Origin of the sequence: Gordonia sp. ALPHA1B1, assembly GCF_005502615.1 — a bacterium.
GTDB classification, from domain to species: domain Bacteria; phylum Actinomycetota; class Actinomycetes; order Mycobacteriales; family Mycobacteriaceae; genus Gordonia; species Gordonia hongkongensis.
In genome coordinates this window covers 68,303-94,427 of sequence record NZ_SCOC01000006.1, presented here as the reverse complement: position 1 = coordinate 94,427, position 26,125 = coordinate 68,303, and the positions used below count along the sequence as shown (strand labels likewise).

The 26,125-nt window shown below is 68.1% G+C and carries 28 protein-coding genes, 1 tRNA gene and 1 pseudogene; 12 read left to right on the top strand and 18 right to left on the bottom strand.

The genetic code is table 11. The features are described from left to right. Positions 1-112: 112 nt before the first annotated feature. A complete protein-coding gene (locus FFS52_RS05825; RefSeq protein WP_137809132.1) occupies positions 113-691 on the bottom strand; it encodes a helix-turn-helix transcriptional regulator in 579 nt (192 codons plus the stop codon). Positions 692-789: 98 nt separating this feature from the next. Between FFS52_RS05825 and FFS52_RS05820 the strand changes: the two genes are divergently transcribed. Beyond that, the gene (locus tag FFS52_RS05820; protein WP_137809131.1) at positions 790-1,722 is read left to right on the top strand and encodes a saccharopine dehydrogenase; all 933 of its coding nucleotides are present in this window, start codon (positions 790-792) and stop codon (positions 1,720-1,722) included. A gap of 8 nt (positions 1,723-1,730) precedes the next feature. Here the strand turns inward: FFS52_RS05820 and FFS52_RS05815 are convergent, their stop codons facing one another. After that, a complete protein-coding gene (locus FFS52_RS05815) occupies positions 1,731-2,297 on the bottom strand; it encodes a dihydrofolate reductase family protein (protein WP_137809130.1) in 567 nt (188 codons plus the stop codon). 74 nt (positions 2,298-2,371) lie between these two features. Between FFS52_RS05815 and FFS52_RS05810 the strand changes: the two genes are divergently transcribed. After that, positions 2,372-2,941 (top strand): TetR/AcrR family transcriptional regulator, encoded by a 570-nt coding sequence (locus FFS52_RS05810; RefSeq protein ID WP_137809129.1) that lies wholly within the window; start codon positions 2,372-2,374, stop codon positions 2,939-2,941. 67 nt (positions 2,942-3,008) lie between these two features. Continuing rightward, positions 3,009-4,289: a serine/threonine-protein kinase gene (locus FFS52_RS05805; protein ID WP_137809128.1), complete on the top strand. Its 1,281-nt coding sequence runs from the start codon at positions 3,009-3,011 to the stop codon at positions 4,287-4,289. A 19-nt stretch (positions 4,290-4,308) separates the two neighbouring features. Here FFS52_RS05805 and FFS52_RS05800 read toward each other — a convergent pair. Next, positions 4,309-4,567 (bottom strand): annotated as a pseudogene (locus tag FFS52_RS05800) (type B 50S ribosomal protein L31). A gap of 36 nt (positions 4,568-4,603) precedes the next feature. Further along, positions 4,604-5,953 carry a GTP-binding protein gene (locus FFS52_RS05795; protein WP_137809127.1) on the bottom strand — a complete coding sequence of 450 codons (1,350 nt, stop codon included), beginning with the start codon at positions 5,951-5,953 and terminating at the stop codon, positions 4,604-4,606. Between the two features lie 104 nt (positions 5,954-6,057). Here FFS52_RS05795 and rpmB point away from each other — a divergent pair, with 104 nt between their 5' ends. The 4 genes from rpmB to rpsR are packed head-to-tail and all read left to right on the top strand — an operon-like array spanning position 6,058 to position 7,055. Further along, entirely contained in the window at positions 6,058-6,294 is a 237-nt protein-coding gene (gene rpmB, locus FFS52_RS05790; protein WP_004020952.1) for a 50S ribosomal protein L28, read from the top strand. Continuing rightward, entirely contained in the window at positions 6,294-6,458 is a 165-nt protein-coding gene (gene rpmG / locus FFS52_RS05785) for a 50S ribosomal protein L33 (RefSeq protein ID WP_058253004.1), read from the top strand. The genes rpmB and rpmG overlap by 1 nt, the downstream gene beginning before the upstream one ends. Further along, entirely contained in the window at positions 6,458-6,763 is a 306-nt protein-coding gene (gene rpsN, locus FFS52_RS05780; RefSeq protein WP_058253005.1) for a 30S ribosomal protein S14, read from the top strand. Before rpmG ends, rpsN begins: the two co-directional genes overlap by 1 nt. 28 nt (positions 6,764-6,791) lie before the next feature. Continuing rightward, positions 6,792-7,055 carry a 30S ribosomal protein S18 gene (rpsR, locus tag FFS52_RS05775; RefSeq protein ID WP_137809126.1) on the top strand — a complete coding sequence of 88 codons (264 nt, stop codon included), beginning with the start codon at positions 6,792-6,794 and terminating at the stop codon, positions 7,053-7,055. Between the two features lie 233 nt (positions 7,056-7,288). On the opposite strand, the gene FFS52_RS05770 is transcribed toward rpsR, so the two are convergent. From FFS52_RS05770 to FFS52_RS05760, 3 genes are all read right to left on the bottom strand, one after another. Beyond that, a complete protein-coding gene (locus tag FFS52_RS05770) occupies positions 7,289-8,008 on the bottom strand; it encodes a type 1 glutamine amidotransferase domain-containing protein (RefSeq protein WP_058253007.1) in 720 nt (239 codons plus the stop codon). A 107-nt stretch (positions 8,009-8,115) separates the two neighbouring features. Then, complete coding sequence (locus FFS52_RS05765; RefSeq protein WP_137809125.1) at positions 8,116-8,964, bottom strand: SDR family NAD(P)-dependent oxidoreductase; 849 nt, start codon at positions 8,962-8,964, stop codon at positions 8,116-8,118. After that, a complete protein-coding gene (locus FFS52_RS05760; protein ID WP_137809124.1) occupies positions 8,954-9,205 on the bottom strand; it encodes a hypothetical protein in 252 nt (83 codons plus the stop codon). The genes FFS52_RS05765 and FFS52_RS05760 overlap by 11 nt, the downstream gene beginning before the upstream one ends. Before the next feature lie 78 nt (positions 9,206-9,283). Here FFS52_RS05760 and FFS52_RS05755 point away from each other — a divergent pair, with 78 nt between their 5' ends. Beyond that, a complete protein-coding gene (locus FFS52_RS05755; RefSeq protein WP_137809123.1) occupies positions 9,284-10,768 on the top strand; it encodes a DHA2 family efflux MFS transporter permease subunit in 1,485 nt (494 codons plus the stop codon). A 169-nt stretch (positions 10,769-10,937) separates the two neighbouring features. Here the strand turns inward: FFS52_RS05755 and FFS52_RS05750 are convergent, their stop codons facing one another. Together FFS52_RS05750 and FFS52_RS23635 are read right to left on the bottom strand one after the other, a co-directional pair. Further along, positions 10,938-11,183, bottom strand: a complete 246-nt coding sequence (locus FFS52_RS05750; protein WP_137809197.1) for a DUF4190 domain-containing protein — start codon at positions 11,181-11,183, stop codon at positions 10,938-10,940. A 920-nt stretch (positions 11,184-12,103) separates the two neighbouring features. Next, the gene (locus FFS52_RS23635) at positions 12,104-12,283 is read right to left on the bottom strand and encodes a hypothetical protein (protein ID WP_171011560.1); all 180 of its coding nucleotides are present in this window, start codon (positions 12,281-12,283) and stop codon (positions 12,104-12,106) included. Positions 12,284-12,393: 110 nt separating this feature from the next. On the opposite strand from FFS52_RS23635, the gene FFS52_RS05740 reads away from it, so the two are divergent. Both FFS52_RS05740 and FFS52_RS05735 read left to right on the top strand, forming a co-directional pair. Next, the gene (locus FFS52_RS05740; RefSeq protein ID WP_058253011.1) at positions 12,394-12,915 is read left to right on the top strand and encodes a peptidylprolyl isomerase; all 522 of its coding nucleotides are present in this window, start codon (positions 12,394-12,396) and stop codon (positions 12,913-12,915) included. 209 nt (positions 12,916-13,124) lie between these two features. After that, a complete protein-coding gene (locus FFS52_RS05735; protein WP_137809122.1) occupies positions 13,125-13,838 on the top strand; it encodes a rhomboid family intramembrane serine protease in 714 nt (237 codons plus the stop codon). 13 nt (positions 13,839-13,851) lie between these two features. On the opposite strand, the gene FFS52_RS05730 is transcribed toward FFS52_RS05735, so the two are convergent. Together FFS52_RS05730 and crgA are read right to left on the bottom strand one after the other, a co-directional pair. After that, complete coding sequence (locus FFS52_RS05730; protein ID WP_137809121.1) at positions 13,852-14,355, bottom strand: PH domain-containing protein; 504 nt, start codon at positions 14,353-14,355, stop codon at positions 13,852-13,854. 115 nt (positions 14,356-14,470) lie between these two features. Further along, positions 14,471-14,761 (bottom strand): cell division protein CrgA, encoded by a 291-nt coding sequence (gene crgA / locus FFS52_RS05725; RefSeq protein ID WP_010843022.1) that lies wholly within the window; start codon positions 14,759-14,761, stop codon positions 14,471-14,473. A 149-nt stretch (positions 14,762-14,910) separates the two neighbouring features. Between crgA and FFS52_RS05720 the strand changes: the two genes are divergently transcribed. After that, on the top strand, positions 14,911-15,570 hold the full coding sequence (locus FFS52_RS05720) for an aminodeoxychorismate/anthranilate synthase component II (protein WP_078114064.1): 660 nt from the start codon (positions 14,911-14,913) through the stop codon (positions 15,568-15,570). 160 nt (positions 15,571-15,730) lie between these two features. On the opposite strand, the gene pknB is transcribed toward FFS52_RS05720, so the two are convergent. From pknB to FFS52_RS05685, 7 genes are all read right to left on the bottom strand, one after another. Then, positions 15,731-17,677 (bottom strand): Stk1 family PASTA domain-containing Ser/Thr kinase, encoded by a 1,947-nt coding sequence (pknB, locus tag FFS52_RS05715; protein ID WP_137809120.1) that lies wholly within the window; start codon positions 17,675-17,677, stop codon positions 15,731-15,733. A gap of 92 nt (positions 17,678-17,769) precedes the next feature. Then, positions 17,770-19,137 carry a protein kinase gene (locus FFS52_RS05710; protein ID WP_137809119.1) on the bottom strand — a complete coding sequence of 456 codons (1,368 nt, stop codon included), beginning with the start codon at positions 19,135-19,137 and terminating at the stop codon, positions 17,770-17,772. Next, positions 19,134-20,633 (bottom strand): penicillin-binding protein 2, encoded by a 1,500-nt coding sequence (locus FFS52_RS05705; RefSeq protein WP_137809118.1) that lies wholly within the window; start codon positions 20,631-20,633, stop codon positions 19,134-19,136. The genes FFS52_RS05710 and FFS52_RS05705 overlap by 4 nt, the downstream gene beginning before the upstream one ends. Further along, a complete protein-coding gene (locus tag FFS52_RS05700) occupies positions 20,630-22,063 on the bottom strand; it encodes an FtsW/RodA/SpoVE family cell cycle protein (RefSeq protein WP_065630650.1) in 1,434 nt (477 codons plus the stop codon). The genes FFS52_RS05705 and FFS52_RS05700 overlap by 4 nt, the downstream gene beginning before the upstream one ends. Then, positions 22,060-23,574 (bottom strand): PP2C family serine/threonine-protein phosphatase, encoded by a 1,515-nt coding sequence (locus tag FFS52_RS05695; protein ID WP_137809117.1) that lies wholly within the window; start codon positions 23,572-23,574, stop codon positions 22,060-22,062. Before FFS52_RS05695 ends, FFS52_RS05700 begins: the two co-directional genes overlap by 4 nt. Further along, positions 23,571-24,035, bottom strand: coding sequence for an FHA domain-containing protein (locus FFS52_RS05690; protein WP_058253019.1), 465 nt, complete (start codon positions 24,033-24,035; stop codon positions 23,571-23,573). The genes FFS52_RS05695 and FFS52_RS05690 overlap by 4 nt, the downstream gene beginning before the upstream one ends. Positions 24,036-24,257: 222 nt before the next feature. Next, positions 24,258-25,577 (bottom strand): DUF3662 and FHA domain-containing protein, encoded by a 1,320-nt coding sequence (locus tag FFS52_RS05685; RefSeq protein WP_137809116.1) that lies wholly within the window; start codon positions 25,575-25,577, stop codon positions 24,258-24,260. Between the two features lie 277 nt (positions 25,578-25,854). Here FFS52_RS05685 and FFS52_RS05680 point away from each other — a divergent pair. Beyond that, a tRNA-Leu gene (locus tag FFS52_RS05680) sits at positions 25,855-25,940 on the top strand. Positions 25,941-26,125: the final 185 nt, after the last annotated feature.

Below are 26,125 nucleotides of genomic sequence, written 5' to 3'. Positions count from 1 at the left end.
AAGGCGACGAGCGGCTCGACGAGCCCCTTGTCGCCTTTCGTATTGCCGCGGTCTTCGTACGTCGGTCGGGCGACGCCACACGGTGCGGTCCGGGACGTCAACGCGGTCGCCGTCATTGCGGGCTGACGTCGTCCAGGCGCGACACCGGCCGGTCACCGTGTGGACCGAACAGATGCAGGATCTCCACCGGGTTGTCATCGGCCGGCCCGAACCAGTGCGGCGTCGTCGGATCGAACTGGGCCGTCTCGCCGGGTTCGAGGATGTGCTCGGCGTCGGCCAGGAGCAACCGCAGTCTGCCGGCGAGAACGTAGAGCCACGCGTGTCCGTCGTGGGTCGCCAGGCGCGGTTCGCGCGGCCCGAGGACGTGCTTGAACGCCCGCACACGTCCGGGGTAATCGGTGAGGGGAACGATGACACCCCCGGACGCCATCGACCGCGGTTCGAGGTGTACGCGAGGATCACCCGTGGGCGGTGCGTCGACGAGTTGATCGAGGGACACCCGATAGACGCGCGCCAGGGGGAGCAGGACGTCGAGGGTCGGCTGCCGTTTACCGGTCTCCACCCGGGACAGCGTGCTGACCGAGAGGCCCGACTCCTCGGCCACAGCTGTCAGGGTCATTGCCCGCGTGAGACGGAGAGCGCGCAGCCGCGGACCGATCGCGCCGATCAGGTCCCCCAGGTCAGCGATCATGGCGCCATCTTTGCAGATCCCGCAAAAGTCCTCGCCGGTCGCGACCGCCGTCCCCGAGCATGGTCCCGAAGAAACCGGGAACGAGGAAAGTGGAGTAGATGAACGAATCGAACAAGGGTGAGCACCTCCGAGTCCTGCTTCTCGGCGGACGGGGAGCGGTGGGCACCGTCGTTGCCCGCGAACTCGAGGAGGACGGTCACGTCGTGACCGTGACGAGCCGCACGGCGAGCGGGGACGCCCGGATCGATCTGCGCGGCGACCTCGCGACCCTGCGCGACCTCGCTGCCGAAAACGATGTCGTCGTCAACGCCTCCGGCATCGAACGCCCGGAGCTGGGAGCCGCGATCGTGCAGACGCCGCTGGTCGACATCTCGGCCTCCGGCGCCTATCTCGACCGACTACGCGCCACCGCCACCGGACCCGTCGTCCTGGGGGCAGGCCTCGCGCCCGGGCTCAGCACGATCCTGACCGCCGCACTCGACTCGCGCCCGGACGACGACCTCGATGTGCTCGTGATGCTCGGAGCCGGGGAGAAACACGGTCCCGCCGCGGTCGCGTGGACCGTCGGACTGGTCGGCTCCGACGTCCACTGCCCGCCGGAGACTCGGCCGGTGCGGAATCTCCGGGAAAGCCGGCAAGCGACCGGACCCGACGGCCGGACCCGGCGCTACCTACGCGCGGACTTCCCCGACCATGTCCTTCTCGACAACCGGCCGGGTCACATCCGCTCGTATCTCACTCTCAGCTCGGCCCCGATGACCGCGGCGCTCGGCCTGATCGGGCGGGTGCCGGCGTTGCGCAGCACGCTGACGTGGGCGCCTCCCCTTGGTTCCGATGCCTGGCACGTCATCGCCGAGAATCGGCGCACCGGTGAGCGTCGGGAGGCCTCCGGGACGGGGCAGTCCGACGCCACGGGCCGACTGACGGCGCTGGCCGCCATCCGCGCCGCGACGGAACTCCATGGCGCCAAGAGAATAGTGACGATGGCCGACCTGGTCTCACTCGACGACGCGCTCACGGTGCTGAGGTAGGTCCGCTCCTACGCTGCGGCGTATTCGACGATCGACACGCCGGTGTCGAAGTCGTGTGCGCTGACGCGTCGAAACCTCCTGGGCGCGTACCGGCCGGGCGCCATCAGCGGAATGCCGCTCCCGAACATCACCGGCTGACGCTTGAGGACGAACCGGTCGATCTCGTCGGCCAGTTGAGTCGCGAGATCGCCGCCTCCGCAGAGCCAGATGTCTTTTCCCTTGCGCTGTTTGAGCTCGCGCACCACCTCGACCGGGTCGCGATCCGTGAACGTCACGCCGTCGACCTGTTCGCGTTGCTGATGGGTGAAGACGTACTGGTCGAGGTGGCGATACGGACTTGTCACCTCTGGCAACCCGGCGGCATAGGTACCGGCTCCCATCAGGACGGTGTCGAAAATCCCTGTGCTCTGGTCGATCCCGAGTGCGGCGGCGTAGTCCGTCGGGATGGTGTCGGCAAACCGCTCGTTGATGCCGTCCATTTGATCGCCTTCGAAGAGGAAGGCGTCGTACTGGCCGTCCGGACCGGCGATGTACCCGTCGAGACTCACGGCCACGTAGTACACGAGTTCGCGCATGCTGTTCCCCAATCACTTCAGATGTAGTGGTTGAGAAACTACATCACATGTAGTGGTTGCGCTATCGTTTTTCCATGGCTCGCAACGATGACCGCCGACGTGCGCTGGCCGACGCGGGTCTCGAAGTGCTCGCCGACGCCGGCGCGCGTGGACTCACCCACCGCGCGGTGGACCGTGCCGCCGGCGTGCCCCTCGGTACGACGACGAACTACTTCCGTTCTCGCTCAGCACTTCTCACCGGATTGGTGGAGCGCATCTACGAGCGACTGGCACCGAGCGACGAGTTCATCGCCGAGCGGGCCGGACGCACACCGACGCGGGAGCTCTTCGCCGAGTATCTCCGCAACATCGTCGAGCGTCTGATGGCAAACCGGACTGTCACCATCGCACTGATCGAACTTCGGTTGGAAGGAATTCGACGCCCTGAGGTCGCGGAGATCATCGGCGAATGGCGTCGGACCGGGTTCACCGGGGACGTGGCGTTCAACGAACAAGCCGGCCTGCCGGGGACGGCCCGGGAGATCGCCCTCTTCCACTACGCCGTCGACGGCCTCCTGCTGGACCAGCTGACCGGTCCGCTGCTCCCGGATGTGCCGGTCGACGACATCGTCGATGCGCTGGTCGACGGGTTGCTGCCGGGCTGAGATCACGCCGTCCGACTTCGGTTCCGGGTCGACGATGGCCGGGAATGGCACCCGCTACCGTGAACAAGTGGACCGAATCCTGCTCGACGGACGCTACGAGATCCGGGGAGTTCTCGGACGCGGTGGCATGGCGGTGGTCCACGACGGGTGGGACCGGCGACTCCACCGGTCGGTCGCCATCAAACTACTGCGCTCAGAGACGGAGACCCCGACGGTCGCACGTGACCGGTTCATCGCAGAGGCGCGGGCGGCCGCCGCGCTCAACCACCCCAACATCGTCGCCGTCCATGATTTCGGCGAGCACGACGGGACGCCGTACATCGTGATGGAACGGCTGAGTGGCACAACGGTCGGCGATCTCATGGTCGGCGGGCCGTTGCCGCCCCACCGCGTCGCCGCGATCCTCGAGGACGTCCTGGCCGCCCTGCACGCCGCCCATTCCGCCGGGGTGCTGCACCGCGACATCAAACCCGCGAACTTGCTGATGTCCGGCGACCGTGTGAAGGTGGCCGATCTCGGCATCGCCAAGACGGCCGGGACGGCGCACACGGCGACGGGAGAAGTGGTCGGAACCATCTGTTACCTCAGTCCCGGTCGCGTGTTGGGCCGGGCGGCGACACCGGCCGACGATCTCTACGCGGCTGCGGTCGTCGCGTATGAGGCCCTGACGGGTCGCCGAGCGTACGACCACGACAACCCTGCCGCCGTCGCGCACGCGATCCTGCACGCGCCGCCGCCTCTGCTGGCCGACATCCGGCCGGATGTCGCCCCGACACTGCGCGAGACGATCGACCGGGCCATGCGTCCGGGTGGCACCGTGCCGTTTCCGAGTGCTGCGGCGATGAGTGCGGCGCTGGCCGGACATACCGACAACACGGGCCCGGAAGCGGGGACGAGTCGGCTCACGGCGCCGATGCCGACACTGATCCCACCACCTCGGAACGCCTCGGAAACGGCTCCGCTTCCGGGAGGGCCGAACCGGTCCCGACGTCGAACGTCGATGGCCGTGCTGGGTGGCGCCGCCGCTCTGCTGACCGCCCTGCTCGTCGCGGTCGTCGTCATCGCCACCGGATCCGACGAGGACACACCTGTTCCGGCGAACCCGACCTCCCTGCCGGCCGCCGAGTCCTTGACCACTGAATCCCGGCCGACTCCGCCGCCGAGCACGGTCGACGTGCCCGCGCCGATCCCTGTCCCCACGGGCGCGACGGAGACCGACACGCCCCAGCCCGAGGAGGGACCGGCCGGAAGCGGCGGAAACGGGCGGGGCAACAGCGGTGGTGGCAACGGCGGTGGTGGCAAGAGCGAGAACAAGGGGAACGGGAAACCGAAGGACGACAAGAACTGACGTCGCCCATCGACGTCCCTCAGTCGTCCTTGTTCAGGTGCGCGTAGCGCCGGCGGAACTTCTCGACCCGGCCGGCGACGTCGGGGATCGTGTTCACCCCGGTGTAGAACGGGTGCGAGTCGCTGGTGACATCGACGGTGATGAGCGGGTACTCGTTGCCGTCGGACCAGGTGACGGTCGTCGACGATGTCGCCGTCGATCGGGTGAGGAACTCCTTGCCCGTCGAACCGTCGCGGATGACGACGGGGTGGTAATTGGGGGTGGATGCCCTTCTTCATGTGGGTGCCTCCGGTGAGATGTGGGTCGGTGCGGGTTCAGTTGTCCCGGGGATCAGCGTCGACGCCGGGGAATGCGTCCACGGTCGACTCGCCGACGTCGAGGTCATCGCACGGGTCGGCGTGGAACTGCCCGAACGGATCGTCGAAGGTCGACCAGAACTGTTCTCCGGCAGCGAATTCGACCTCGTTCAGGCAGGCGCCGCGGAGGGCCTCCTCGATCTCGGCGGGGTCGCCCTGATGGACGAGCGCGACGAGCGAGGTGTGCCGGTCGCCGAAGGTCTCGTCCCAGCGCAGTGCACCGAGAGCCCGACGCTCGTCGGGTACCTGCGCGAGTTCGTCATCGGTCATCGAGGCGAGCCAGGGACCTCCGTGCGCGACGCGCAGTCCGCCGCCGGCCGACTCGAGCCAGAGCGCCTCGTCGGGCTGGGTGGCGATCCAGAGTCGCCCGCGGGCACAGACGACCCCGTCGAGGAGGGCGTCGATCGCCTCGTGGAAGCGACCCGGGTGCAGCGGTCGATCGCTGTGGAACTCGACCCACGTGACCCCGCAGTCGGAGTCCAGTGGCGGTTCGCCCGCGAGGAGAGGGTCGTGCGGACCGTCGATGCGTCCGCGACGTGAACGGGGCGGTACCGCGGCGAGCAGTTGCTCGGCCAGGACGGGAGTGATCGGGCGCTGCGGCAACTCGAACATCATCGGGACGTTCGGCGCGAGCCGTTTGAGGACGGCGACGAGTCGCGCGGACGCCCAGGCGTCGCGGACGGTCGGGTCGCATGCTGCGACCACCAGTGCGTCGGCAAAAACGACCTGACCGACCGCCACCTGGGCAAGGGTGCGGTCGTCGTCGAGCGCGACATGCCCACCCTCGGCGAGTGAGAGATCGCCGGTCGCCGACGTCAGCCAATCCTCCTCGGCCACACAGGCAACGGTGAGATCGACGCGGACGTCGGCCGCCGCCGGGGCGTCGTCGAACCCCGGCATGTCCGAGACGATGACGTTCTCGATCGACCAGGCGACCTGCTCGGGTTCGAGGACGGGATCGAGTGTGAGGACGATCCGGTTCACCGACGGTCGACGATGCAGCCGCCGCAACAGAGGGAGCAGATCTTCGCGAAGGGTGCACGAGATGCAACCGTGGGCCAGTTCCACGATGCAGACGTCATGGTGGCTGCGACCGTCGGGGCCCCGCCAGCTGAGGGTCCGGACGACGCGGCCGTCCTCGACCTGTGTCAGGTCGTGGTGGACCTGGACGCTGCCGACGCCGCCGCACTCCAACGCGTCGCCCACCCGGTGGATCGACGACGCGTCGAGCCCGGTGACCAGCACGACCGGGGTCCGTTGGTCGCCCGGGGCGTCCTGCGGGTGGTTCGCGGGTTGATCGTCGAGCACGACTCCACTCCGTTCTATTGAGAATGATTTCCATTTGTGCTTCGACGACGGTACCGTGGCCGCACAGTTAATGCCAATCATTGTCGATAAGAACAGGAGGCAGCATGTCCAAGAGGTGCCAGGTCACCGGTCGGGTACCCGGCTTCGGCAAGCAGGTGTCGCATTCGCACAAGCGGACGTCGCGCCGGTGGGACCCGAACATCCAGCGCCGTCGCTACTACGTGCCCAGCGAGGGGCGGTACGTGACGCTGCGCGTGAGCGCCAAGGGGATCTCGACGATCGACAAGCACGGCATCGAGTCGGTGCTGCGCAAGATCCGCGCCCGAGGGGAGAAGGTCTGATGGCGCGCAACGAGATCCGGCCGATCGTCAAACTACGTTCCACCGCCGGGACCGGATACACCTATGTGACCCGGAAGAACCGCCGCAACGATCCCGACCGGATGGTGCTGCGCAAGTACGACCCGATCGCCCGCGCCCACGTCGACTTCCGAGAGGACCGCTGATGGCCAAGAAGTCCAAGATCGTCCGTAACGAACAGCGCCGCGAGGTCGTCGCGCGGTATGCCGACCTCCGCGCCGAACTGAAGCGCGCGAGCGTCGCAGCCAGTTCGACGCCCGAGGAGCGTTCGGAAGCGCTACGACGCCTACAACGGCTGCCGCGCAACGCCAGTCCGACTCGACTGCGCAACCGGGACGCCGTCGACGGCCGGCCCCGCGGGTACATCGGCAAGGCGGGCCTGTCCCGCGTGCGGTTCCGCGAACTCGCGCACCGCGGGGAACTACCCGGAATCCAGAAGTCCAGCTGGTGATCCGGACCCACGAGAACGAGGAAGAGTGATGGCCAACGGAAGACAACGTCAGCGCGAGGAAGTGCCGGCGAAGCGCAAACGGAACCTGCTCATCGCACAGGGCGTGCGGGTCGACGGGCGGAATCCCGTGGACTACAAGGATGTCGCATTGCTGCGTCAGTTCCTTTCCGACAAGGGCCGAATCCGCAGCCGACGCCTCACGGGGCTGAGCCCGCAGGAGCAGCGACAGGTCGCCACCGCGATCCGTAACGCGCGAGAGATGGCGTTGCTGCCGTACGACTCTCGGCATTGAGAATTTAGGGTATCTCGGCCCGGCGGCCGTCGTTGGCCACGAAGAAACTCGTGTGCGTCGATTTTTGCTCCCTGAGGTGCGAGCGGAGCGAGCCACGAAGGGTGTGGCAACGTACGTCGTCAGCCCTTCGTGGCTCGTCGCTTGCGCTCCTCGCACCTCAGGGAGCAGGGGTGTGCTCCTCGCACCTGAGGGAGCAGAGGGTGTGCTCCTCGAACCTCGAGGGGCAAGAGGTGCTACTTGGAACCCTGCGGCACGTTCTCGAGGCGATCCAGCAGGGTGCGTGCCAAGGATTCCGACGACGCGGGATTCTGGCCGGTCAGCAGGTTGCCGTCGGTCTCGATGTGGACCGTCCACGGTTCGGCGAGGGTGACCTTGAAACCTGCCTGGGTGAGCCGATCCTGGAGGAGCCAGGGAGCCTTGTCGGCAAGCCCGGCCTGTTCCTCCTCGGCGTTGCTGAAGCCGGTCACCGTGCGGCCGGCGAACGCGTTGACGCCGTCGGAGTTGTTCGCCGCCAACAGGATCGCCGGACCGTGACAGACGATTCCGAGCGGCAGTTGCGCCTCGTCGGCCGCTATCAGCAGAGCTCCGGCGTCCGCGTCGACGGCCAGGTCCTCCATGGGTCCGTGGCCGCCCGGGACGAACACGGCGTCGTAGTCGGCGATGCGAACGTCGGTGAGCGCGATCGGCTTCTGCAGCTCCGGAGCGGTCTCCACGACGTGGCGGATCTCCGCGGCGCGCTCAGGTGTGCCGATGCTCTCGACCGCGAGGCTCGTCTCGTCGACGGGTGGTTTCGCGCCGTTCGGAGTGGCTACGGTCACCTTGTAGCCGGCTGCGCGGAACACTTCCAGCGGCGCGACGGCCTCCTCGGCCCAGAACCCGGTCTTGTGGCTCGAGCCGTCATTCAGCGTCCAGCTGCCGGCGCCGGTCATGATGAAGAGGATGTTGCGTGTCATCTGAACCTCCTGTGTCCAGGTAGACGGTGTCGGTCTCCGACCGCCAACGTAGAGAACATCCGCGGTCTCGGCCACGGCCCAGGTCAGGCCAGGGGAGACGGGTCAGGTCACGTGAGACCGGTGAGTTCCGCCGATCGCTGCCACAACCCGTCGATCAGCTTCTGGTCATGGGCCTGACGGTTCTCCCGACCATTGGCCTTGTGGCGATCGAAGTACACGCCGTTGACCGTCGGGTCGGCGCCGCGCTCGGCCAGGGCGATGAGCGGGGCGGCTCCCTGCTCGGGGGTGATGGTCACCAGGCGCGTCAGCGGAGACCGGTAGGCGAGCCCGACGAAGCGCGAGTCGCGGCCGAAGCTCGTCGCCGCCGGTCCGGGATGCACTGCGGCGGAATAGATCTTGTCACCGGTCCAGCGCTGCGCGATCCCGCGTGTGAACAGGATGTTCATCAGCTTGGCCGTACCGTAGGGCCGCATCGCGAGGGTCCGGCGCTTCTCGAAATCCAGGTCGTCGAGGTCGACCTTCCCGAAGAGGTTGCCGACGCTGGACGTGTTCAGGACGAGCGATTGCGGGGCCGCGGCCAGTCGATCCCGCAGAAGGTGGGTCAGCAGGAACGGCGCGAGGTGGTTGATCTGGAAGTTCGGTTCGTGTCCGTCGGAAGTCCGCTGCGACGCGTCGAACGTCCCGCCCGCGTTGTTCATCAGGACGTCGATGGTCCCGACGGCGGAATTGATCTCGGCGGCTAGATCCCGCACCTCCGAGAGCGCGGAGAAGTCGGCGGTGAACTGCCGCGCACCGGTCTCGGCGGCGATCGGCGCCAGCTTCTTCGCCGAGCGTCCGACGAGGACGAGGTCGGTGTCGGGTCCGGCCAGGGAACGCGCGGCGATCGCGCCGATCCCGTCGCTGGCGCCGGTGAGGACGATGGTGCGTTTCTGTCCGGAGGGGGTGTCACTGGCCATCGGTCGTGCCCTCCGATCCGCCGACCGCGTGACCCTCGTCAGTGTGGTCGGCCGGTGGCTGTGCTCCGTCGTAAGACGCCTTGTCTTCCCGGATTCGGTCGGTCTCGCCGATCTCGGTGTCCCGTGCGGTGGGCAGTGCCGAGGCCGGCCCGTCATTCTCGTCGGGGTCGCTCCGCATGTCGGGGTCGGCCTTCACTTCATCGTCGGTCGTGGTCCAGGTGGGCTTCTCGTTGTCCGGCATCTCTCCACCTTGCCCCAAGACGCAGGATTTCACACCGCCCTTGACTTCAACTGAACTTGAGGTTGTGTGCTCGTCGTCGTGACCACACTCGACCCGGCGAGCCGGCGTATCGGCCTCATCCTCGTCGTCCCGACCCTCATGGCGATGCTCGACGTGACGGTCGTGACCGTCGCGCTGCCGCAACTGACCACCGAATTCGACGCGCCGCTGTCCAGCGTGCAGTGGGTGACCACCGCGTATGCACTGGCCCTTGTCGCGGTCATGCCGCTGTCGGCCTACGCCAGCAACCGCTTCGGCGGCCGACGGGTCTACTGCGCCGCCCTCCTGGTCTTCGTTCTCGGTTCGCTCCTCACCGCCCTGTCCTGGAACATCGGCAGTCTCATCGTCTTTCGTGCACTCCAGGGGCTCGGTGGTGGGATGCTGCAACCCGTCGGCATGGCCATTGCGCTGCAGACCGTGCCGGAGGCGCTGCGCGGTCGGATGATGGCCATCCTGGGACTACCCACCCTCGTCGGTCCCGTGCTCGGTCCGGTGCTGGGCGGCGTACTCGTCGACCACGGCAGCTGGCGTGTCGTCTTCGCGGTGAACGTACCCCTCGGCCTGATCGCGGCGGTCCTGGCGTGGCGGTTCTTCCCCCGAACCGCCACGCGCGGCATGCCGCGAATCGACCTGCGAGCCGTGGCGGCGCTGTCACCGGGCGGGGCGTTCCTGGTTCTCGGCCTGGCCCGCGCCGGGGACACCGGGTCGCTGCTCGCGGCATCGATACTTGTCCCGGTCGGTATCGGCCTGGTCCTGCTGGGCTACTTCGTCCGACGATCGCTGCGCAGCCGCACGCCCGTCCTGGATCTCCGGTTGCTGGCGCACGCGCGTCTGCGCGGTGGCGTCGTGGTGATGATCTTCTTCGCCGGGGCGTACTTCGGATCGATGACGATCCTGCCCATCTACGTCCAGTCGGTCCGGTCCGATTCGGCCACGACCGCCGGCATGCTGTTCGTCCTCCCCGCGCTCCTGAGCGGCATCACTCTCCAGATCGCCACGCGGGTCGCCGATTTCGTGGACCCGCGACGGGTTGCGATCTGCGGCATCGTGCTGTCGACGACGGCGATGATCCTGATGGCCACGCTGCTCGACGAGTCGCTGCCCTACCCGGTCGTCGTCGCGATCCTCGCTCTCATGGGGATCGGAGTCGGCGCGACGATGCTGCCCACCATGACGGCCGCCACCCGCGACCTCGAGGGCGCAGACACCCCCGGCGGCACGACCATCCTCACGACCTCGAACCAGTTCGCCGTCGCGCTGGCGTCGGCCGCGATTACGGCCACCATTGCGGCCCTGATGAATTCGCGCAGCCCGGCGGTCGACGGTCGGGGAGTGGCGGGTGCGATGTCGTTGAGTCCCGCCGAACGCATCGACGCTGCGCCCGAGTTGGCCTCGGCGATCGCCGACACGTACCTCCTCACGGCAGGTCTTCTCGTGTGTGCCCTCCTCGCGACCGTGTTCGTGATGCCGGCGCGGCGGACCCTTCGAGACGCTCGCAAGCTCGCTCCTCAGGGGGCGGGGTGATGTGCTCGCACGCTCGCTCCTCAGGGGGCGGGGTGAGGTGCTTGCACGCTCGCTCCTCAGGGGACGGGGTGAGGTGCTCGGAAGCTCGCTCCTCAGGGGACGGGGTGAGGTGCTCGGAAGCTCGCTCCTCAGGAAGCGGATGGGCGACTCACCGCTCGTCAGTCCGGCCTCAGGCGATGAAGAGTATCCATCCGTAGACGAGCAGTCCGAAGACGAAGACCCCGAGGTAGGCCCAGCCGACCCAGATGGCGGCGGTGGCGAACGGGAGGCCCACCTCGCGACGCTGCCGGATCTGGGTGCGCGCACGGTATCCGAGGACCAGTCCCACGATGAAAGTGATCCCGAGGATCGACAACGCCAAGGCCCACAACGCCATCCGATTGACGCGCGGACCGGCACCGGACTGGGGAGCCACGCTGTCCTCCGAACTTCTGGCGGGTTCGACTGCTGAATAGGCCGGGGTCGCCGGGGAGGCAGGGCCCGAGGTCCCGGTGTCCGGGCGGTCGGCGGCGGCAGGTGCGCCGGCCGTGCCGGGACCGTCCACGACGCGGGTATTAGGGGACGGATCGCCGGACAGACCGACTGCCAGTCCGCCCGCACCCACCACCTGTGTCGCGTGATCGTCCCGGTCGGAATCCCGACCGGAGGAGTCCGGTCGTCCGCCCGGGGCTGCACCCGGCCGGGGTCCGGCGAAGGGTGGACGGGAGCCATCTGTGGGCCTATTGCCTTGCGGCGGAGTGCCTTTGGCGAACGGCGCTCCTCCCGGGCCCGGACGTTGACCGGGCGGGGGTCGGCGTCCGGGCGGACCGGATGGCATCGGCGGTCGCGGACCCGGGCCGGACGGATTGCCGCCTGGGCGCTGCACGGTGGGGTTGGCGCCCGCCACCGGCCCGGCCGGCATGGGCCCGGGGCCATTCGGCCGCGGACCCGGCGCACCGGACGGGTGCGGTCCCCCGGAGGGACCTGACGTCCCGAACGAGTCACCGCGCGGCGGGGCCGGTCGCCGGCCCGGCGGGGGCCCGGATCTGGTGGGCGGTCGACCCCCCGGCGGCGGCGCGAAGTCACCGCGGGGCGCCGGCCGGCCGTCGGAACGGTCGGGAGCGTCGGTTCCCTGCGACGAGGGCGGCGAGCCCGCAGGTCGTGCGGGGGACCGTTCCCACGGCGCAGGGTTGCTCGTCGGTGCGGAGCTCTCGGGCGCCGACCAGGACTCGCGGGTCCGGTCGTCTGCGCCGCCGGACCCCGGCGGCGGGTTCGGGGAGCGCTCGTCGTCTGAGGTCACGAGACCAAATTACCCGTGCGTGGCGAGCGGCCCGGTGTCGCGTCGGCCGCGGCGGGTCACGAAGCCTGCGTCTCGGTGCTCTCGGCGAGGGCCTCGCGGACCTCTTCGATCCGCGGGACGGTCGGGGACACCGGGGCCACCACGCGTCGGGCGCGACGCAGCGAGCCGACAACGACGGCGGCGGTGACGGACGCGGCGACCACACCCAGCGCGGTCAAGAGGTAGTTCTTGGACATGGGCTCAAGAGTGCCAGCCGGTGTGCGGCGCTGCCACCCCGCCCGGTGCATCTGCGCACCTCGGGGCCATGTCCCGACCAGCGGATCCGGGTGAGTGGTTGGATAGAGGGATGACTACACCGAAAAGCTCCGCAGTCATCCACACCAATCGCGGCGACATCAAGGTCGACCTGTTCCCGAACCACGCACCCAAGACGGTCGAGAACTTCGTCGGGCTGGCCGACGGCAGCAAGGAATACAGCAAGCCCAACGCCTCCGGCGGCAACTCCGGCCCGTTCTTCGACGGCTCGGTCTTCCACCGCGTCATCTCCGGCTTCATGATCCAGGGCGGCGACCCGACCGGAACCGGCATGGGCGGCCCCGGCTACCAGTTCGGCGACGAGTTCCACCCGGAGCTGCAGTTCGACCGTCCGTACCTGCTCGCGATGGCCAACGCCGGCCCGGGTACCAACGGCTCGCAGTTCTTCATCACCGTCGGCCCGACCCCGCACCTCAACCGTCGCCACACCATCTTCGGTGAGGTCACCGATCCGGCTTCGCAGCAGGTCGTCGACGCGATCGCCACGACGTCGACCGACCGCAGCGACCGTCCGCTCGACGAGGTCGTCATCGAGAAGATCGAGGTCAACTGACCTCTCCGGAACACACCGCCCCGCAGCGGGCGGTGTGTTACCGGCATCCCGACCGTCCCACCGGCCTGTCCTGCAGCCGGTGCGGACGGCCGGCGTGTCCCGAGTGCCTGCGTCCGGCATCGGTCGGCCAGCACTGTCTCGAATGCCTCCGCAACGACGGCGTGCAACGGTCGCCGTCGCTCGGCGGCCCACGCCGCGGTGTCCCCGTGATGGCGCGCACCCGCACGGCCCCGACGCAGCCCTACGCCACCTACGCCCTGATCGCGGTCAACCTGCTGATCTTTGCCCTGTGTGTACTCCAGGCCGGAGTGGGCGATCCCGGCGGGGCGGCGATCTTCGGCGCCGGCGACCTCCTCAAGAGCGACGTCGCGACCGGCGAGTACTGGCGACTCCTCACCGCGGGCTTCCTGCATTTCAGCGTCATGCACGTGGCCGTGAACATGCTGTCGCTCTACATCCTCGGCCGCGATCTCGAACTCGCCCTCGGTATCGGCCGATACCTGGCCGTCTACCTGATCGCACTGCTCGGCGGCAGCGCTGCCGTCATGCTCTTCGAGGACGACCGCGCCCTGACCGCCGGAGCCTCCGGAGCCATCTACGGACTCATGGGCGCGATGCTCGTGATCATCCTCAAGGCCCGCGTGTCCCCGGTCCCGGTTCTGCTCATCATCGGCTTCAACGTGGTGCTGTCGTTCTCACTGCCGGGCATCTCGGTCCTCGGGCATCTCGGCGGGCTCGCCTTGGGAGCGGCCGCCACCGCGGCGATCGTGTACCTCCCCGACGCCGTGCTGCCCGCGGGTCGTCGGACTCCCCAGGCCGCGAGTCGCGTCGGCTGGATCGCGCTCGCCGCACTGTTCCTCGTGGCGCTGGGGCTGGGCATCGGCGCGGGCGTCGCGTACGACGGGCTCGTCTACATCCGCTGAGCTGCGGCGCGACCTACCCCTCGTCGACGACGAAGCCGGCGTCGCGCAGCGCGTCGACCACGGTCGGCAGGTCGGTCCCGAGGTCCCAGCGGCTGAAGACCACGAGTCGGGTGTCGTCGCGAGGGCCGACGCCGCGGTCGTGCGCGGTCGTGCCGGCTGCGTCGTCGTCGAGAACGTCGATCTCCAACTGTCCGACCCGCCGGCCGACCCGACGGATCGACAGCGTCCGAATCCGTTCGATGCGTTCTGGGGGGTACGTCCGTTGGCCTCGCAAGGTCCCGAGGACCAGAGCGGGGTTCGGACCCGATGTGATGGCCAGTCGGGGACGCACCAGCAGGGTGTAGGCGCCGAGCACGAGAAGGAGAATCCCGGCGACGCCCATCAGGACCATGCCGGCCGGATCGGCAGCGGCGACGACCGCCGCCACCACCAACGCGACGCCGCCGAGGCAGCCGGCCAGACCGGCGCCGACGGGGGTCGCCCACGCATGTGTGTAAGAGACCTCGGGGTTATCCACAGGAGTTACTCACAGTGGGGATGACTTACACACATGTGATTTCCACAGTGTGGATAACTTACACGCGTGTGTTTCAGCAGCTCAGCGCATTCGACACGCGAACGACCGCCGGCGTCTACCGCCAACGCATCGTCATCAACAGGCCCGCCACCATCAGCGAGAAACCGATCAGGAAGTTCCACGAGTTGAGCTCGGCCATCCAATGCAGGACCTGGCCCTCGCCGCCGTACGCGGTGGGCGTGGCGGCCAGGTAGTAGACGACGAGCCAGGCGAGACCCAGCACCATCAGGCCGAGCATGACGCCTACATAGATGGTGCTCGAAGGGCCGGCCTTGACCTTGACCGGCGTCCGGCTGGCCGGGTTGATGGTGTAATCGGTCTTCTTCCGGACTTTTGACTTCGGCATGACTTCCTCCGTTGTGCGGCACCGTCGGGGCGGTCGTACGCGGGCGGGAGAAGGTGAGCTCGTCCCCGCCACTGGCAAACACTCGAGATCTACGGTATCTCACCAGGTCGCCGACGCCGACCACCCGCTTCGGCGGTAGCCTTTCTCGCGTGAGTCGCATTCTGGTGGTCGACAACTACGACAGCTTCGTCTACAACCTGGTTCAGTACTTGGGCCAGCTGGGCGTCGAGGCCGTCGTGTGGCGCAACGACGACCCGCAACTCTCCCCGGCCGATCCCGACCATCTGCGCGAGGCCGTTGCCGGATTCGACGGCGTCCTCCTCAGCCCCGGTCCCGGCACGCCGCAGCGGGCCGGCGCGACGATGCCGATGGTCCGTGTCGCCGCCGAACGGGAACTGCCGCTGCTGGGTGTGTGCCTGGGACACCAGGCGATCGGTGCGGCGTTCGGCGGCACCGTCGACCGCGCACCCGAACTCCTGCACGGCAAGACCTCACTGGTCTTCCACGACGACGCCGGCGTGCTCGAAGGACTGCCGGATCCGTTCACCGCCACGCGCTATCACTCGCTGACGGTGCTGCCCGAGACGATCCCCGACGAACTCGTCGTCACCGGACGCACCGAGTCGGGCATCGTGATGGCGATGGCCCACCGTGAACTGCCCATCCACGGCGTGCAGTTCCACCCGGAGAGCGTCCTGACCCAGGGCGGTCACCGGATGCTCGCCAACTGGCTCAAGACATGTGGGATCGAGATCGACGAGACCCGCGTGGCCGCCCTCGAAGCCGAGATGGCGACCGCGGTCGGCTGACTTCGGTGGCGAGGTCACCGAAGTGGTTTCGACTCGGCTCCTCGCTCCGCTCGGTGCCGGCTCAACCAGCGGAGACTCGGCTCCTAGACCTCGGCGCGCTCCGTCGTCGCTTGCTCGGTCCGGCGGCTCCGCTCGGTGCCGGCTCAACCAGCAGAGAAGCTCAGTTGGGCAGCAGGCTCGCCTGGCCGACGATGATCGTGATCGAACCGCTCTTGCGGGCCTGGGACCCGGGATTCGGCTCCTGACCGACGACGCGACCGTCGTCGGGGCTGCCGAGCGGCACGTTGCGGGTCTGCCGCGTCAGCGTCGACCGCTCCCAGCCGGCCCGCTCGAGATCGGCCTGGGCCTCGGCGGGTGTCTTGCCCCGGAGATTCGGGACGGTGAAGAGGTTGCCCCGCGACACGCTGATCTGCACAGTGCTGCCCTGCTCGGCGGTCGAGCCGGGGCCCGGCGAGGTGCTGATGACCTCGCCCGCCGGCCGCTCGGAGTCGGCCGCGACCACGACGACCATCATGCCGAGCTCTTCCAGCACGGCCCGTGCCTGGCTCTGGGACATGCCGACGACATCGCGGACCGTGACCTCGCGCGGGCCGTTGCCCACATTGACGACGACCGCACCGTTGACCGGGACCTCGGCGCCGACGGCCGGTGCCGTCGAGACCACCTTGTCCTTCATCTCGGTCGTCGAATCCACGCGGTCGGTTCGCACGTTGGTGAACCCGAGCACCTTGAGCTGGTCCAGCGCCTCAGCCGGCGTCCTGCCCACGAGATCCGACGGCAATCGAACACGCTGAGGACCCGTCGAGACATAGAGCGCGACCTCGGATCCCTCGGCCGCCATCACGCCCTCACCCGGGGTCGACCGCGTGGCGAGACCGACACCGACGTCGAGGCTCGGTTCCTCCAGCACGCGGACTTCGAAGCCGGCCCGTTCCAGCGAGGCCTGCGCGTCGTCGGAGCTGAGTCCCGAGACCGCCGGCACCGACACCTCCGCCGCCGAGCCCGAACCCCACGGCGACCACAGGAAGAGACCTCCGACGAGCACCACGACGGCGAGCAGCGCACCGGCCATGAGGAGACGTGACCGGCGCCGGGGTGTCTCTTCGGTGTCCTCGTCACGGCGGTGGTTCCCTCCGTTGCCGTTCGATGCACGGCCTGTGATCGGCCGACGCGGACCGGTCGTCTCCGTCCGGGTGGGCCGGCGCGGCCCGGTGTCGATGAACTCGGTGCGTTCCTCATCCGAGAGCAGCATCGGCGCCGACGGTTTGCCACCGGCCAGCACTCGGATCAGATCGGCACGCAGGTCGGCCGCCGACTGATACCTATTGTCCTTGTTCTTGCTCATCGCCTTCAGGACGACGGAATCGAGTTCGCGTGGGATCTCCGGCCGGACGTGCGACGGCCACGGGGGATCCTCGTGCACGTGCTGGTGTGCCACCGCCACCGGCGAGTCCCCGGTGAACGGCGGCTCGCCGGTGAGCAGCTCGAAGAGCACGCACCCCATCGAGTAGATGTCGCTGCGCGGGTCGACCTTGATGCCACGGGCCTGTTCGGGCGACAGGTACTGCGCCGTACCCATGACCGCGGACGTCTGGGTCATCGTCGACGTCGAGTCGCTCATCGCGCGGGCGATGCCGAAGTCCATGACCTTGACGGCGCCGGACTTGTCGATCATCACGTTCGCCGGCTTCATGTCCCGGTGGACGATCCCGTTGCGGTGCGAGAAGTCCATCGCCGCGGCGACATCGGCCATCCACGTCATCGCCTGCCGCGGCGAGATCGGGCCGTTGGCGCGCAACACATCTCGCAGGGTGTCGCCGTCGACGTACTCCATGACGATGAACGGCAGCGGGCCGTCCTCGGTTTCGGCCTCGCCGGTGTCGAAGACCTGCACGATGGTGGGGTGATTTAGCTTCGCCGCGTTCTGGGCCTCGCGGCGGAACCGGAGATAGAACGACGGGTCACGGGCGAGGTCGGCACGCAGCACCTTCACCGCGACGTCGCGGTGCAGCAACAGGTCGCGCGCGTAGTGCACCTCGGACATGCCACCGAAACCCAGCGTTTCGCCGAGTTCGTAGCGGTCGGAGAGGTGGTGTGGTGTCGACATCGGCCTCGGTGGTTCGCCCCTCAGGATCTCTGGTCAGAACGGGTCAATCGGAAACTATCGGCTCATACCCACGGCTCGCACTCGGTGAGCCATCAGCACAGCGGTGAGAACGGTACGCCGGGGAAACACGGGGTCCCGGTGGCGGCGCCGGGGTCCGGCGGCGGCTCGGAGGTGTCGGTCTGCTGACGCGGCGTGGTCGTCTCCGTCGTCGTTTCTTCGCTGGACGTCTCTTCGCTGGTGGTCGTACGGGTCGTGCGTCGAGTCGTGGTCGGCTCGTCGGGCTCCTCGGTCGGTTCCACCGCGGTCGTGGTCTCGACGACCGTCGTCGACGGCGGCGGCGGTGTCGCCGCGTCCCCGTTCCCGCTGTTCACCAGGTAGAACCCGATGAGCCCGATGGCACCGACGAGAAGGGCGGCCGCGATGCCGGCCAGGACCTTCTGACCGGTGGTCCAGCTGTTGTCCGGCGGCGGTGGCGCCACCGCGGTCCGCGACGTCGGCCGAGGGGTGACCGGCCGCGAGGCCGCACCCGTCGCGGTGGCCCCACGAGCGACTGCGGCGCCGAGCGCGGCGGCTCCCGCTGCGCCTGCCGCGGCACCGGCGATCGCGCCCGGTCGCGGCGGACGACGCCCGGCACGCACGGCGGCGACCGCGTCGGCGAACTCGCCACCGTTGGCGTAACGCTGCCGCGGATCTTTGGCCATCGTGATCTCGATGAGCTCGCGGACCCCGGACGGCAGGTTCGTCGGCAGGGGTGGCGGTGCCTCCCGGATGTGCTTCATCGCGACGGTGATCGCACCGTCGCCGAGGAACGGACGACGCCCGGTGAGGGCCTCGTAGCCGACGACGCCGAGCGAGTAGACGTCCGACGCCGCGGTCGCCTCGTCGCCGGTGGCCTGCTCGGGGGAGATGTACTGCGCGGTACCCATGACCATCCCGGTCTTGGTGACCGGGGCGGAGTCGACGGCCTTGGCGATGCCGAAGTCGGTGATCTTCACCTGGCCGACGGGGGTGATCAGGATGTTGCCGGGTTTGACGTCGCGGTGGACGAGTCCCTGGCTGTGCGCGGCCTGCAGGGCGCGGCCGGTCTGCTCGAGCATGTCGAGGGTGTTGGTCAGCGACAACCGCCCGAGGCGGGAGATCACCGAGTTCAGGGGCTCACCGTCGACGAGTTCCATCACCAGGTACGCGAGCGGGTCGCCGCCGTTGTAATCCGGGGTCTCGCCGTAGTCGAAGACGTTCGCGATCCCGGGGTTGTTCAGCTTCGCGGTGGTCTGGGCCTCCGCGCGGAACCGCGCGATGAACTCCGGATCGCTGGTGTACTCGGCCTTGAGGACCTTCACCGCGACGCGACGATTCAGGCGCGTGTCGAGCGCCTCCCACACCTGGCCCATGCCGCCCGTGGCGATCAGGCGGATGAGTCGATACCGGTCGCCGATGGTGGTGCCGTTCTGCAGGCTCATCGACTGCCACCTCCCACCAGTGAGTTGATCACTTCTCGTCCGATCGGCGCCGCGACGGTCCCTCCGACCGAGTCCGCGCCGAATTGTCCATTCTCCACCACGACGGCCACCGCGATCTGTGCGTTCGACGACGGTCCGAAGGCGATGTACCACGAGAACGGGGTGTCCGTGCTCGATCCGCTCTCCGCCGTACCGGTCTTCGACGCGATCGACACCGGGCCGCCCGCGCCGGCCGTCGACCGCTCCGACTCGATCATCATCGACGTCAGCTCGGCGGCCTGCTCGGGCGTGATCGGCTTGTTGGCCGTCGTCGGCGGTGTGGTCTGCAGGGTCCGCAGGTCCGCGGCCTGCAACTTGTCGACCAGGTACGGCTGCATGCGCACACCTCCGTTGGCCACCGTCGCGGCGATCATCGCGTTCTGTAGCGGGGTGAGCCGGACGTCACGCTGGCCGATGGACGCCTGCGCGAGGACGTCGAGGGACGGGATCTGCCCGACCGTCGAGTCGACGACGGGCATCGGGATGTCGGGGCCGGGCTGGTCGAGGCCGAACAGGCTCGCGGTCTCGGTGAACTTGGGGATCGCGTCGGACATCTTCTCGGTCACCAGTTCGGCGAAGGCGGTGTTGCACGAGTACTTGAACGCCGTCTCGAGCGACACGGTTCCGCCCGACGACCCGGGGCAGGTCTCGCCGCCGTAGTTCGGGAGGGAGACGTCGGTGCCCGGCAACGGGAAGGTCGGAGCTGCGGTGAGGCGGATGCCCGGGGTGATGTTGTCGCGCAGGGCCGCGGCCGAGGTGACGACCTTGAAGGTCGAGCCGGGCGGGTAGAGCTGGCTGATCGCGCGATTGAGCATCGGCTGCGCGGTGTCGCCGGGCCGGTTCCACGCCTCCCAGCTGCTCTCGCGGACCTCCTGGTCGTGGCTCGCGAGCCGATTGGGGTCATAGCTCGGCGTCGAGACCATCGCCAGGATCTTGCCGGTGTTCGGCTGCAGCGCCACGACCGCCCCGCGGCACGGACCGTCGCACGGCCCGTTGAGCATGGCCTGGTACGCGGCCTGCTGCACCTTGGGGTTGATCGTCGTGACGACGTTGCCGCCGCGCGGGTCGCGCCCGGAGAACATGTCCATGAACCGCTGACCGAAGAGTCGGTCGTCGGAGCCGTTGAGGATGCTGTTCTCGTAGTGCTCGATCTGGCTGGCCAGGTACTGGAACGAGTAGAAACCGGTGACCGGGGCGAACGCCTCGGCGCCCTCCCGGGGGTACTGCCGAAGGAACTTCAGCCGGCTCTCGATCGGCACCGACAGTGCGATCACCGTGCCGTCGGCGGTCGTGATCAGCCCGCGCTGCCGGGAGTACTCGTCAAGCAGCACCCGATTGTTGCGGGTGTCGGTCTTGAGGGCGTCGGCCTTGAACACCTGCACGTAGGTGGCGTTGGCGAGCAGGGCGATGATCATCACGATCACCGCCATCGACACATTGCGGATGGGCTTGTTCATCGGCGCTTCACCACCTGCGTCGGCAGTGCCTCGACGGGCTTGGCCGCGGGACGCTTCTTCCCGGGATCGGGTTCCCGCGCGGCGTTCGAGATCCGGATGAGCAACGCGACCAGGATGTAGTTGGCCAGCAGCGACGATCCGCCGTAGGACAGGAACGGCGTCGTGAGACCCGTCAGCGGGATCAACTTGGTGACGCCGCCGACGACGACGAAGATCTGCATCGCGATGGTGAATGCCAGACCGGTCGCCAGGAGTTTGCCGAAGCTGTCGCGGACGGCGATGCCGGTCCGCAGCCCGCGGTGGATGAAGATCATGTACAGCAGCAGGATCGCGGTGAGGCCGGCCAGGCCGAGTTCCTCGCCGATGGTCGAGATGATGAAGTCGGTGTTGGCGAACGGCACGATGTTGGGCCGGCCCGAACCGAGTCCGGTGCCGAACAGTCCGCCCGTGGCCAGACCGAACAGGCTCTGCCCGATCTGGTAGCCCGAGCCGTCGAAGTCCTCGAAGGGGTTCAGCCACACCGAGACCCGGGTCTGCAGGTGCGAGAAGATCGACCACGCGAAGACCGCGCCGATCGCGAAGAGCCCGATGCCCAGCACCAGCCACTCGACGCGCGAGGTGGCCACGTAGAGCATCGTCAGGATGGTCGCGAAGATCAGCAGCGACGTACCCAGGTCTTTCTGGACCACCATGACGGCGATGGCGATGGCCCAGGCAGCCAGCAGCGGACCGAGGTCACGGGCGCGCGGGAGGTCGACACCGAGCACGTGCGGACCGGCGGTGATGAACAGATCACGCTTGGAGACCAGCACCGCGGCCGCGAAGATGATGATCAGGATCTTGGAGAACTCACTGGGCTGGATCGAGAAGAACGGCGTGATGATCCAGTTCTTCGACCCGTTGATCTCCGAGAACGCGCTGGGCAGGATCGCCGGGATGATCAAGAAGACCAGTCCGCCGAGGCCGAGCGTGTAGGCGTACCGCGAGAGTGTCCGGTGGTCGCGGATCAGGATGAGCACCGCGGAGAACGCCACGATGCCCAGCACTGCCCACAGCAACTGCTGATCGGCGTTGCGGGTCGCCTCGGTGGCGTTCACCGACTCCCCGGTGTTGCCCGTGCCGAGGTCGAGACGATGGATCAGGACCAGGCCGAGACCGTTCAGGACGGCCACGACGGGCAGCATGATCGGATCGGCGTGGGGTGCGTAGCGGCGAACCACCAGATGGGCGACCCCGAACAGTGCGGTGTACGCGGCGACGTACTTGAGGATGTCCCAGGTCAGGTTCTGGCCCTGGGCGGCTTGGACGATGAGCAGCGCCACCGTCACCAGGCCGATGGCGAATCCCAGGAGCAGCAGTTCGGCGTTGCGGCCGGTGCTCGTGGCGGGTTGGCGTGGCGGGGCGTGCGGGGCGGGCGCGGCTTGAGTCATCTCACCTGCTGCCGGCAGCTCGTGACGGCGTCCTGGTCAGGTGCGGGCGTGTCGGCCGGCCCGGCGTTGCCGGTGGACGGTGCCACCGATTCGGTGGCGCCCTGCTGCGGGATGCCCGGTGCCGGCGCCGCGGTGGCGCGGGGTGCCGGGGCGGACGGATCGGTGCTCGGCGTCGACTCCGACGGTGCCGGTGCCGGGGGAGTCGGCGCGGGGGAGGGCGACGAGGGTGCGTTGTCGCAGCGGAAGGTGAGCTCGTCGGTGACGACGCCTTGGATCTGTTCTTCGCTCTTGTTCCGGATCATCACGTTCTTGACCGACTGGGCAGGTCCCGACACCAGGTCGTCGACGTTGAGCGGGAACTCGCAGGAGGCGTCGTAGGAGATGAACGTGTAGCTCGGTTCCGCCTGGTCGAGATCTTCGACGCAGACGCGCTGGACCGGGTTGCTCATCGACAGGAAGAACACCTTCTCCGGTGAACCCTGGTAGATGAGCACATCGCCGGTGTCGTCGGCGGCCACGTAGTAGTTGCTGCGCACGATGGCGCGGACGACGAAGATGCCGACGACGAGCGCGGCGATCACGGCCAGCGCGACTCCGGCGACGATCCAGCGGCGGTACTTGCTCTTCGGCTTGGCGGGGGGCTCGTCCTCGGTCAGCACCGTCGGACGCTGCGGTTCGGCAGGCGGCGGGCGTAGTGCCGCGGCGCGTCCAGCGGCGGTGGCGGGATCGGGGGTGTAGATCTCCTCGTTGCCACCGGCCGCTCCGCCGACGATCGGTCGCGAGTCGCCGTACTGGGTGTCGACGACGTCGGCGAGGACGACGGTCACGTTGTCGGGGCCGCCGCCGCGCAGTGCGAGCTCGATGAGGCGGTCCGCGCACTCCTTGGGGTCGGCGATCGAGCCCAGGGTCTCGGCGAGCGTGTCCTCGGTCACGACGTCGGACAGCCCGTCGCTGCAGAGCATGTACCGGTCGCCCGCGCGTGCCTCCCGCACGGTGAGGGTCGGTTCGACCTCGGTGCCGGTCAGCGCGCGCATGATCAGCGAACGCTGCGGGTGGGTGTGTGCCTGTTCGGCGGTGATCCGACCTTCGTCGACGAGGGTCTGGACGAACGTGTCGTCGCGGGTGATCTGGGTCAGGGCACCGTCGCGATACATGTAGCCGCGAGAATCGCCGATGTGGCACAACCCGATTCGGCTACCGGCGAAGAGGATCGCGGTGAGCGTGGTGCCCATGCCGTCGAGTTCGGGTGACTCCTGCACCTGCGCGGCGATCGCCTCGTTGCCGGCTCGGGTGGCGCTGTCGAGCTGGGTGAGCAGGTCGCCGCCGGGCTCGTCGTCGTCGAGCGTGCTCAGCGCGCGGATGACCAGTTGGCTGGCGACTTCGCCGGCCGCGTGGCCGCCCATGCCGTCGGCGAGTGCGAGCAGGCGCGGACCCGCGTAGAAGGAGTCCTCGTTGTTGGACCGAACGAGACCGCGGTCGCTGCGCGCGATGTAGCGCAACACAAGTGTCACGGGCGCAACTCGATCACGGTCTTGCCGATGCGGATCGGCGTGTTCAGCGGCACCTTGACCGCGGTTGTCACCTTGGAACGATCGAGGTAGGTGCCGTTGGTGGAGCCGAGGTCTTCGACGTACCAGTCGTCGCCGCGTCGCGAGAGCCGCGCGTGCCGTTCGGAGGCGTAGTCGTCGGTGAGCACGAGCGTCGAGTCGTCCGCGCGTCCGAGCAGGACCGGTTGCTGGCCGAGGCTGATCCGTGTGTTCGCCAGTGCACCGTGGGTCACCACGAGGTAGCGGGCCGCGCCGCGGACGCCACCACCGCGGCGTCGTTTCTCCGAGCCGCCCGAGTACCGGGGCATACGCAGACCGCCGGCCGACGCGATGTCGGCGCGCAGGGTGCGGATCACGGCGAAGACGAACAACCAGAGCAACAACAGGAACCCGATGCGGGTCAGTTGCAGCACCAAGCCCTGCATGTCGTGTTCACCTCCAGCGCGTTCCGTCTCGGTCGGGTCGTACCCGCGGCAGCAGTCGTCGGACCGCCGATCGAAAGGAGCGGACCCGACTGCATCTTATGGGCAGATCCGCCGAACCCGGTCATTCGGATATGACAGTTCAGTATCAACCGGCCGGAGAGGTTTCTGGCCGGTGTCGACTGCCGCGCGCCCGCGGTGGGCGTGCGCTCGGCGTATGCGGGTCTACTGGAACCGGACGGTGATGTCGGAGTGTCCGACGCGGATGCGGTCGCCGTCGGCGAGTTCCCAGGTGTTCACCTGGAGATCGTTGACGGTGGTGCCGTTGGTCGAGTTGAGGTCGGTGAGCATGGCGGTCGCACCGTCCCAGCGGATCTCCACGTGACGGCGCGAGACGCCGGTGTCGGGCAGACGAAACTGTGCGTCCTGTCCGCGGCCGATCACATTGGATCCCTCGTGCAGCTGGAAGGTGCGGTTGCTGCCGTCCTCGAGCAGCAGCGTGATCGACGACGGGGCGTACCCGGCTGCCGGCCGGCCCGCGCCGTAACCCTGGTCGTACCCGCCCTGGTAGTCGTACCCGGCGGGCTGCTGACCGTAGGCCTGCTGGCCGTAGCCCTGCTGCTCATAGCCCTGCTGACCGTAACCCTGGTCGTAGGCGGGCTGCTGGCCGTAGCCCTGCTGGTCGTATCCCTGCTGTCCGTAGCCGGGCTGTTGACCGTAACCCTGGTCGTAGCCTTGCTGGCCGTAACCCTGCTGCTCATAGCTCTGCTGGCCGTACCCGGGCTGCTGGCCATAGGCCTGCTGGTCGTAGCCCTGCTGGCTGTAACCCTGCTGTCCGTAGCCGGGCTGCTGGCCGTAACCCTGGTCGTAGCCTTGCTGGCCGTAACCCTGCTGGTCGTATCCCTGGTCGTAACCGGGCTGCTGACCGTACTGGTCGTAGCCCTGCTGGCCGTAACCCTGGTCGCCCTGCTGTCCCGATCCCTGGCCGTACTGGTCGTACGCGGGATCGGCGCCCCTGCGCTGGTCGTATCCGGGATTCTGAGTCATCTTGGGGGCTCCTTGGTCGGGGGCGTCGGTAGGTGGGGGAACAGGGGCCGGGCGTCCGACCGGCGGGCCGGGGACCGGTGCACCGTGCGGTTGTTCCGAACGTGCTGCCACCGGGCGGGGCCGCGCGTCCGGGTTGACCGTGCCGCGTGCGCGGAAGATCCCCGTGTGCAAGGACGGCGATTGCTCGAACTCTACGACGACCTTGCCGTAGGTCTGCCACCCGTTGTCCTTGATGAAGTTTTCCAAATGCTTCGAGAAAGTCTTGCGGTTCAGCTCGTATTCCGCAGCGATGTGCTGATGATCGGTGGGGCTGAACAGCAACGTGTAGCTGTTGGCCGCAAGGACCGTACCGTCACCGAGGTTCTCGAGCGACTCCTCGGCTTCTCGCTGTAGCCCGTTCTCGATCTCCTGCGGGGCCACCTGACCACCGAAGACACGGGCAAAACCGTCGTCAACTGCACCTTCGAGCTTGCGTTCCAGTCGTTGCAGGATCCCCACCGAGACCTCCTTTCGCGGCAATAGAGCGTGTCGCCGTGCATCTGGCCTTGTTTGATGATAGCGACATCAACGGCCAACTGTGCCACCAAGGCAACTGGTGCACCGTCTGCAACACCTGTCCCAATGGTGTGTATTCGGCATCTGACGTAACCCGACGTAGTGCGCAAATGCAACGTCGGAGATCGAGTTTTGTTTCGGTGGCGGCGTGCTGCTATCGTCGTCCAGTCGCCGGACACACCCAGTTCGACGACATGCCCACCGGAACTCCGGTGGCCACGGGCGAGTGGCGGAATGGCAGACGCGCTGGCTTCAGGTGCCAGTGTCCTTCGGGACGTGGGGGTTCAAGTCCCCCTTCGCCCACCAGAGCAGTTCACCACAGTTTCACATTCGAGGTCACAGTCTTTCCGAGGCTGTGACCTCGCTCTTTATCGTTGGTCTTCTCCGCGGGGTGGCAGCCTTTGATTCTGGGGACTCGGGCTGATGCCGTCCCCCTGAGCTGCCCGTGAACCGCTCCTGAACGCACTAGGGTTGGGCCTTGTTTGCAAGGC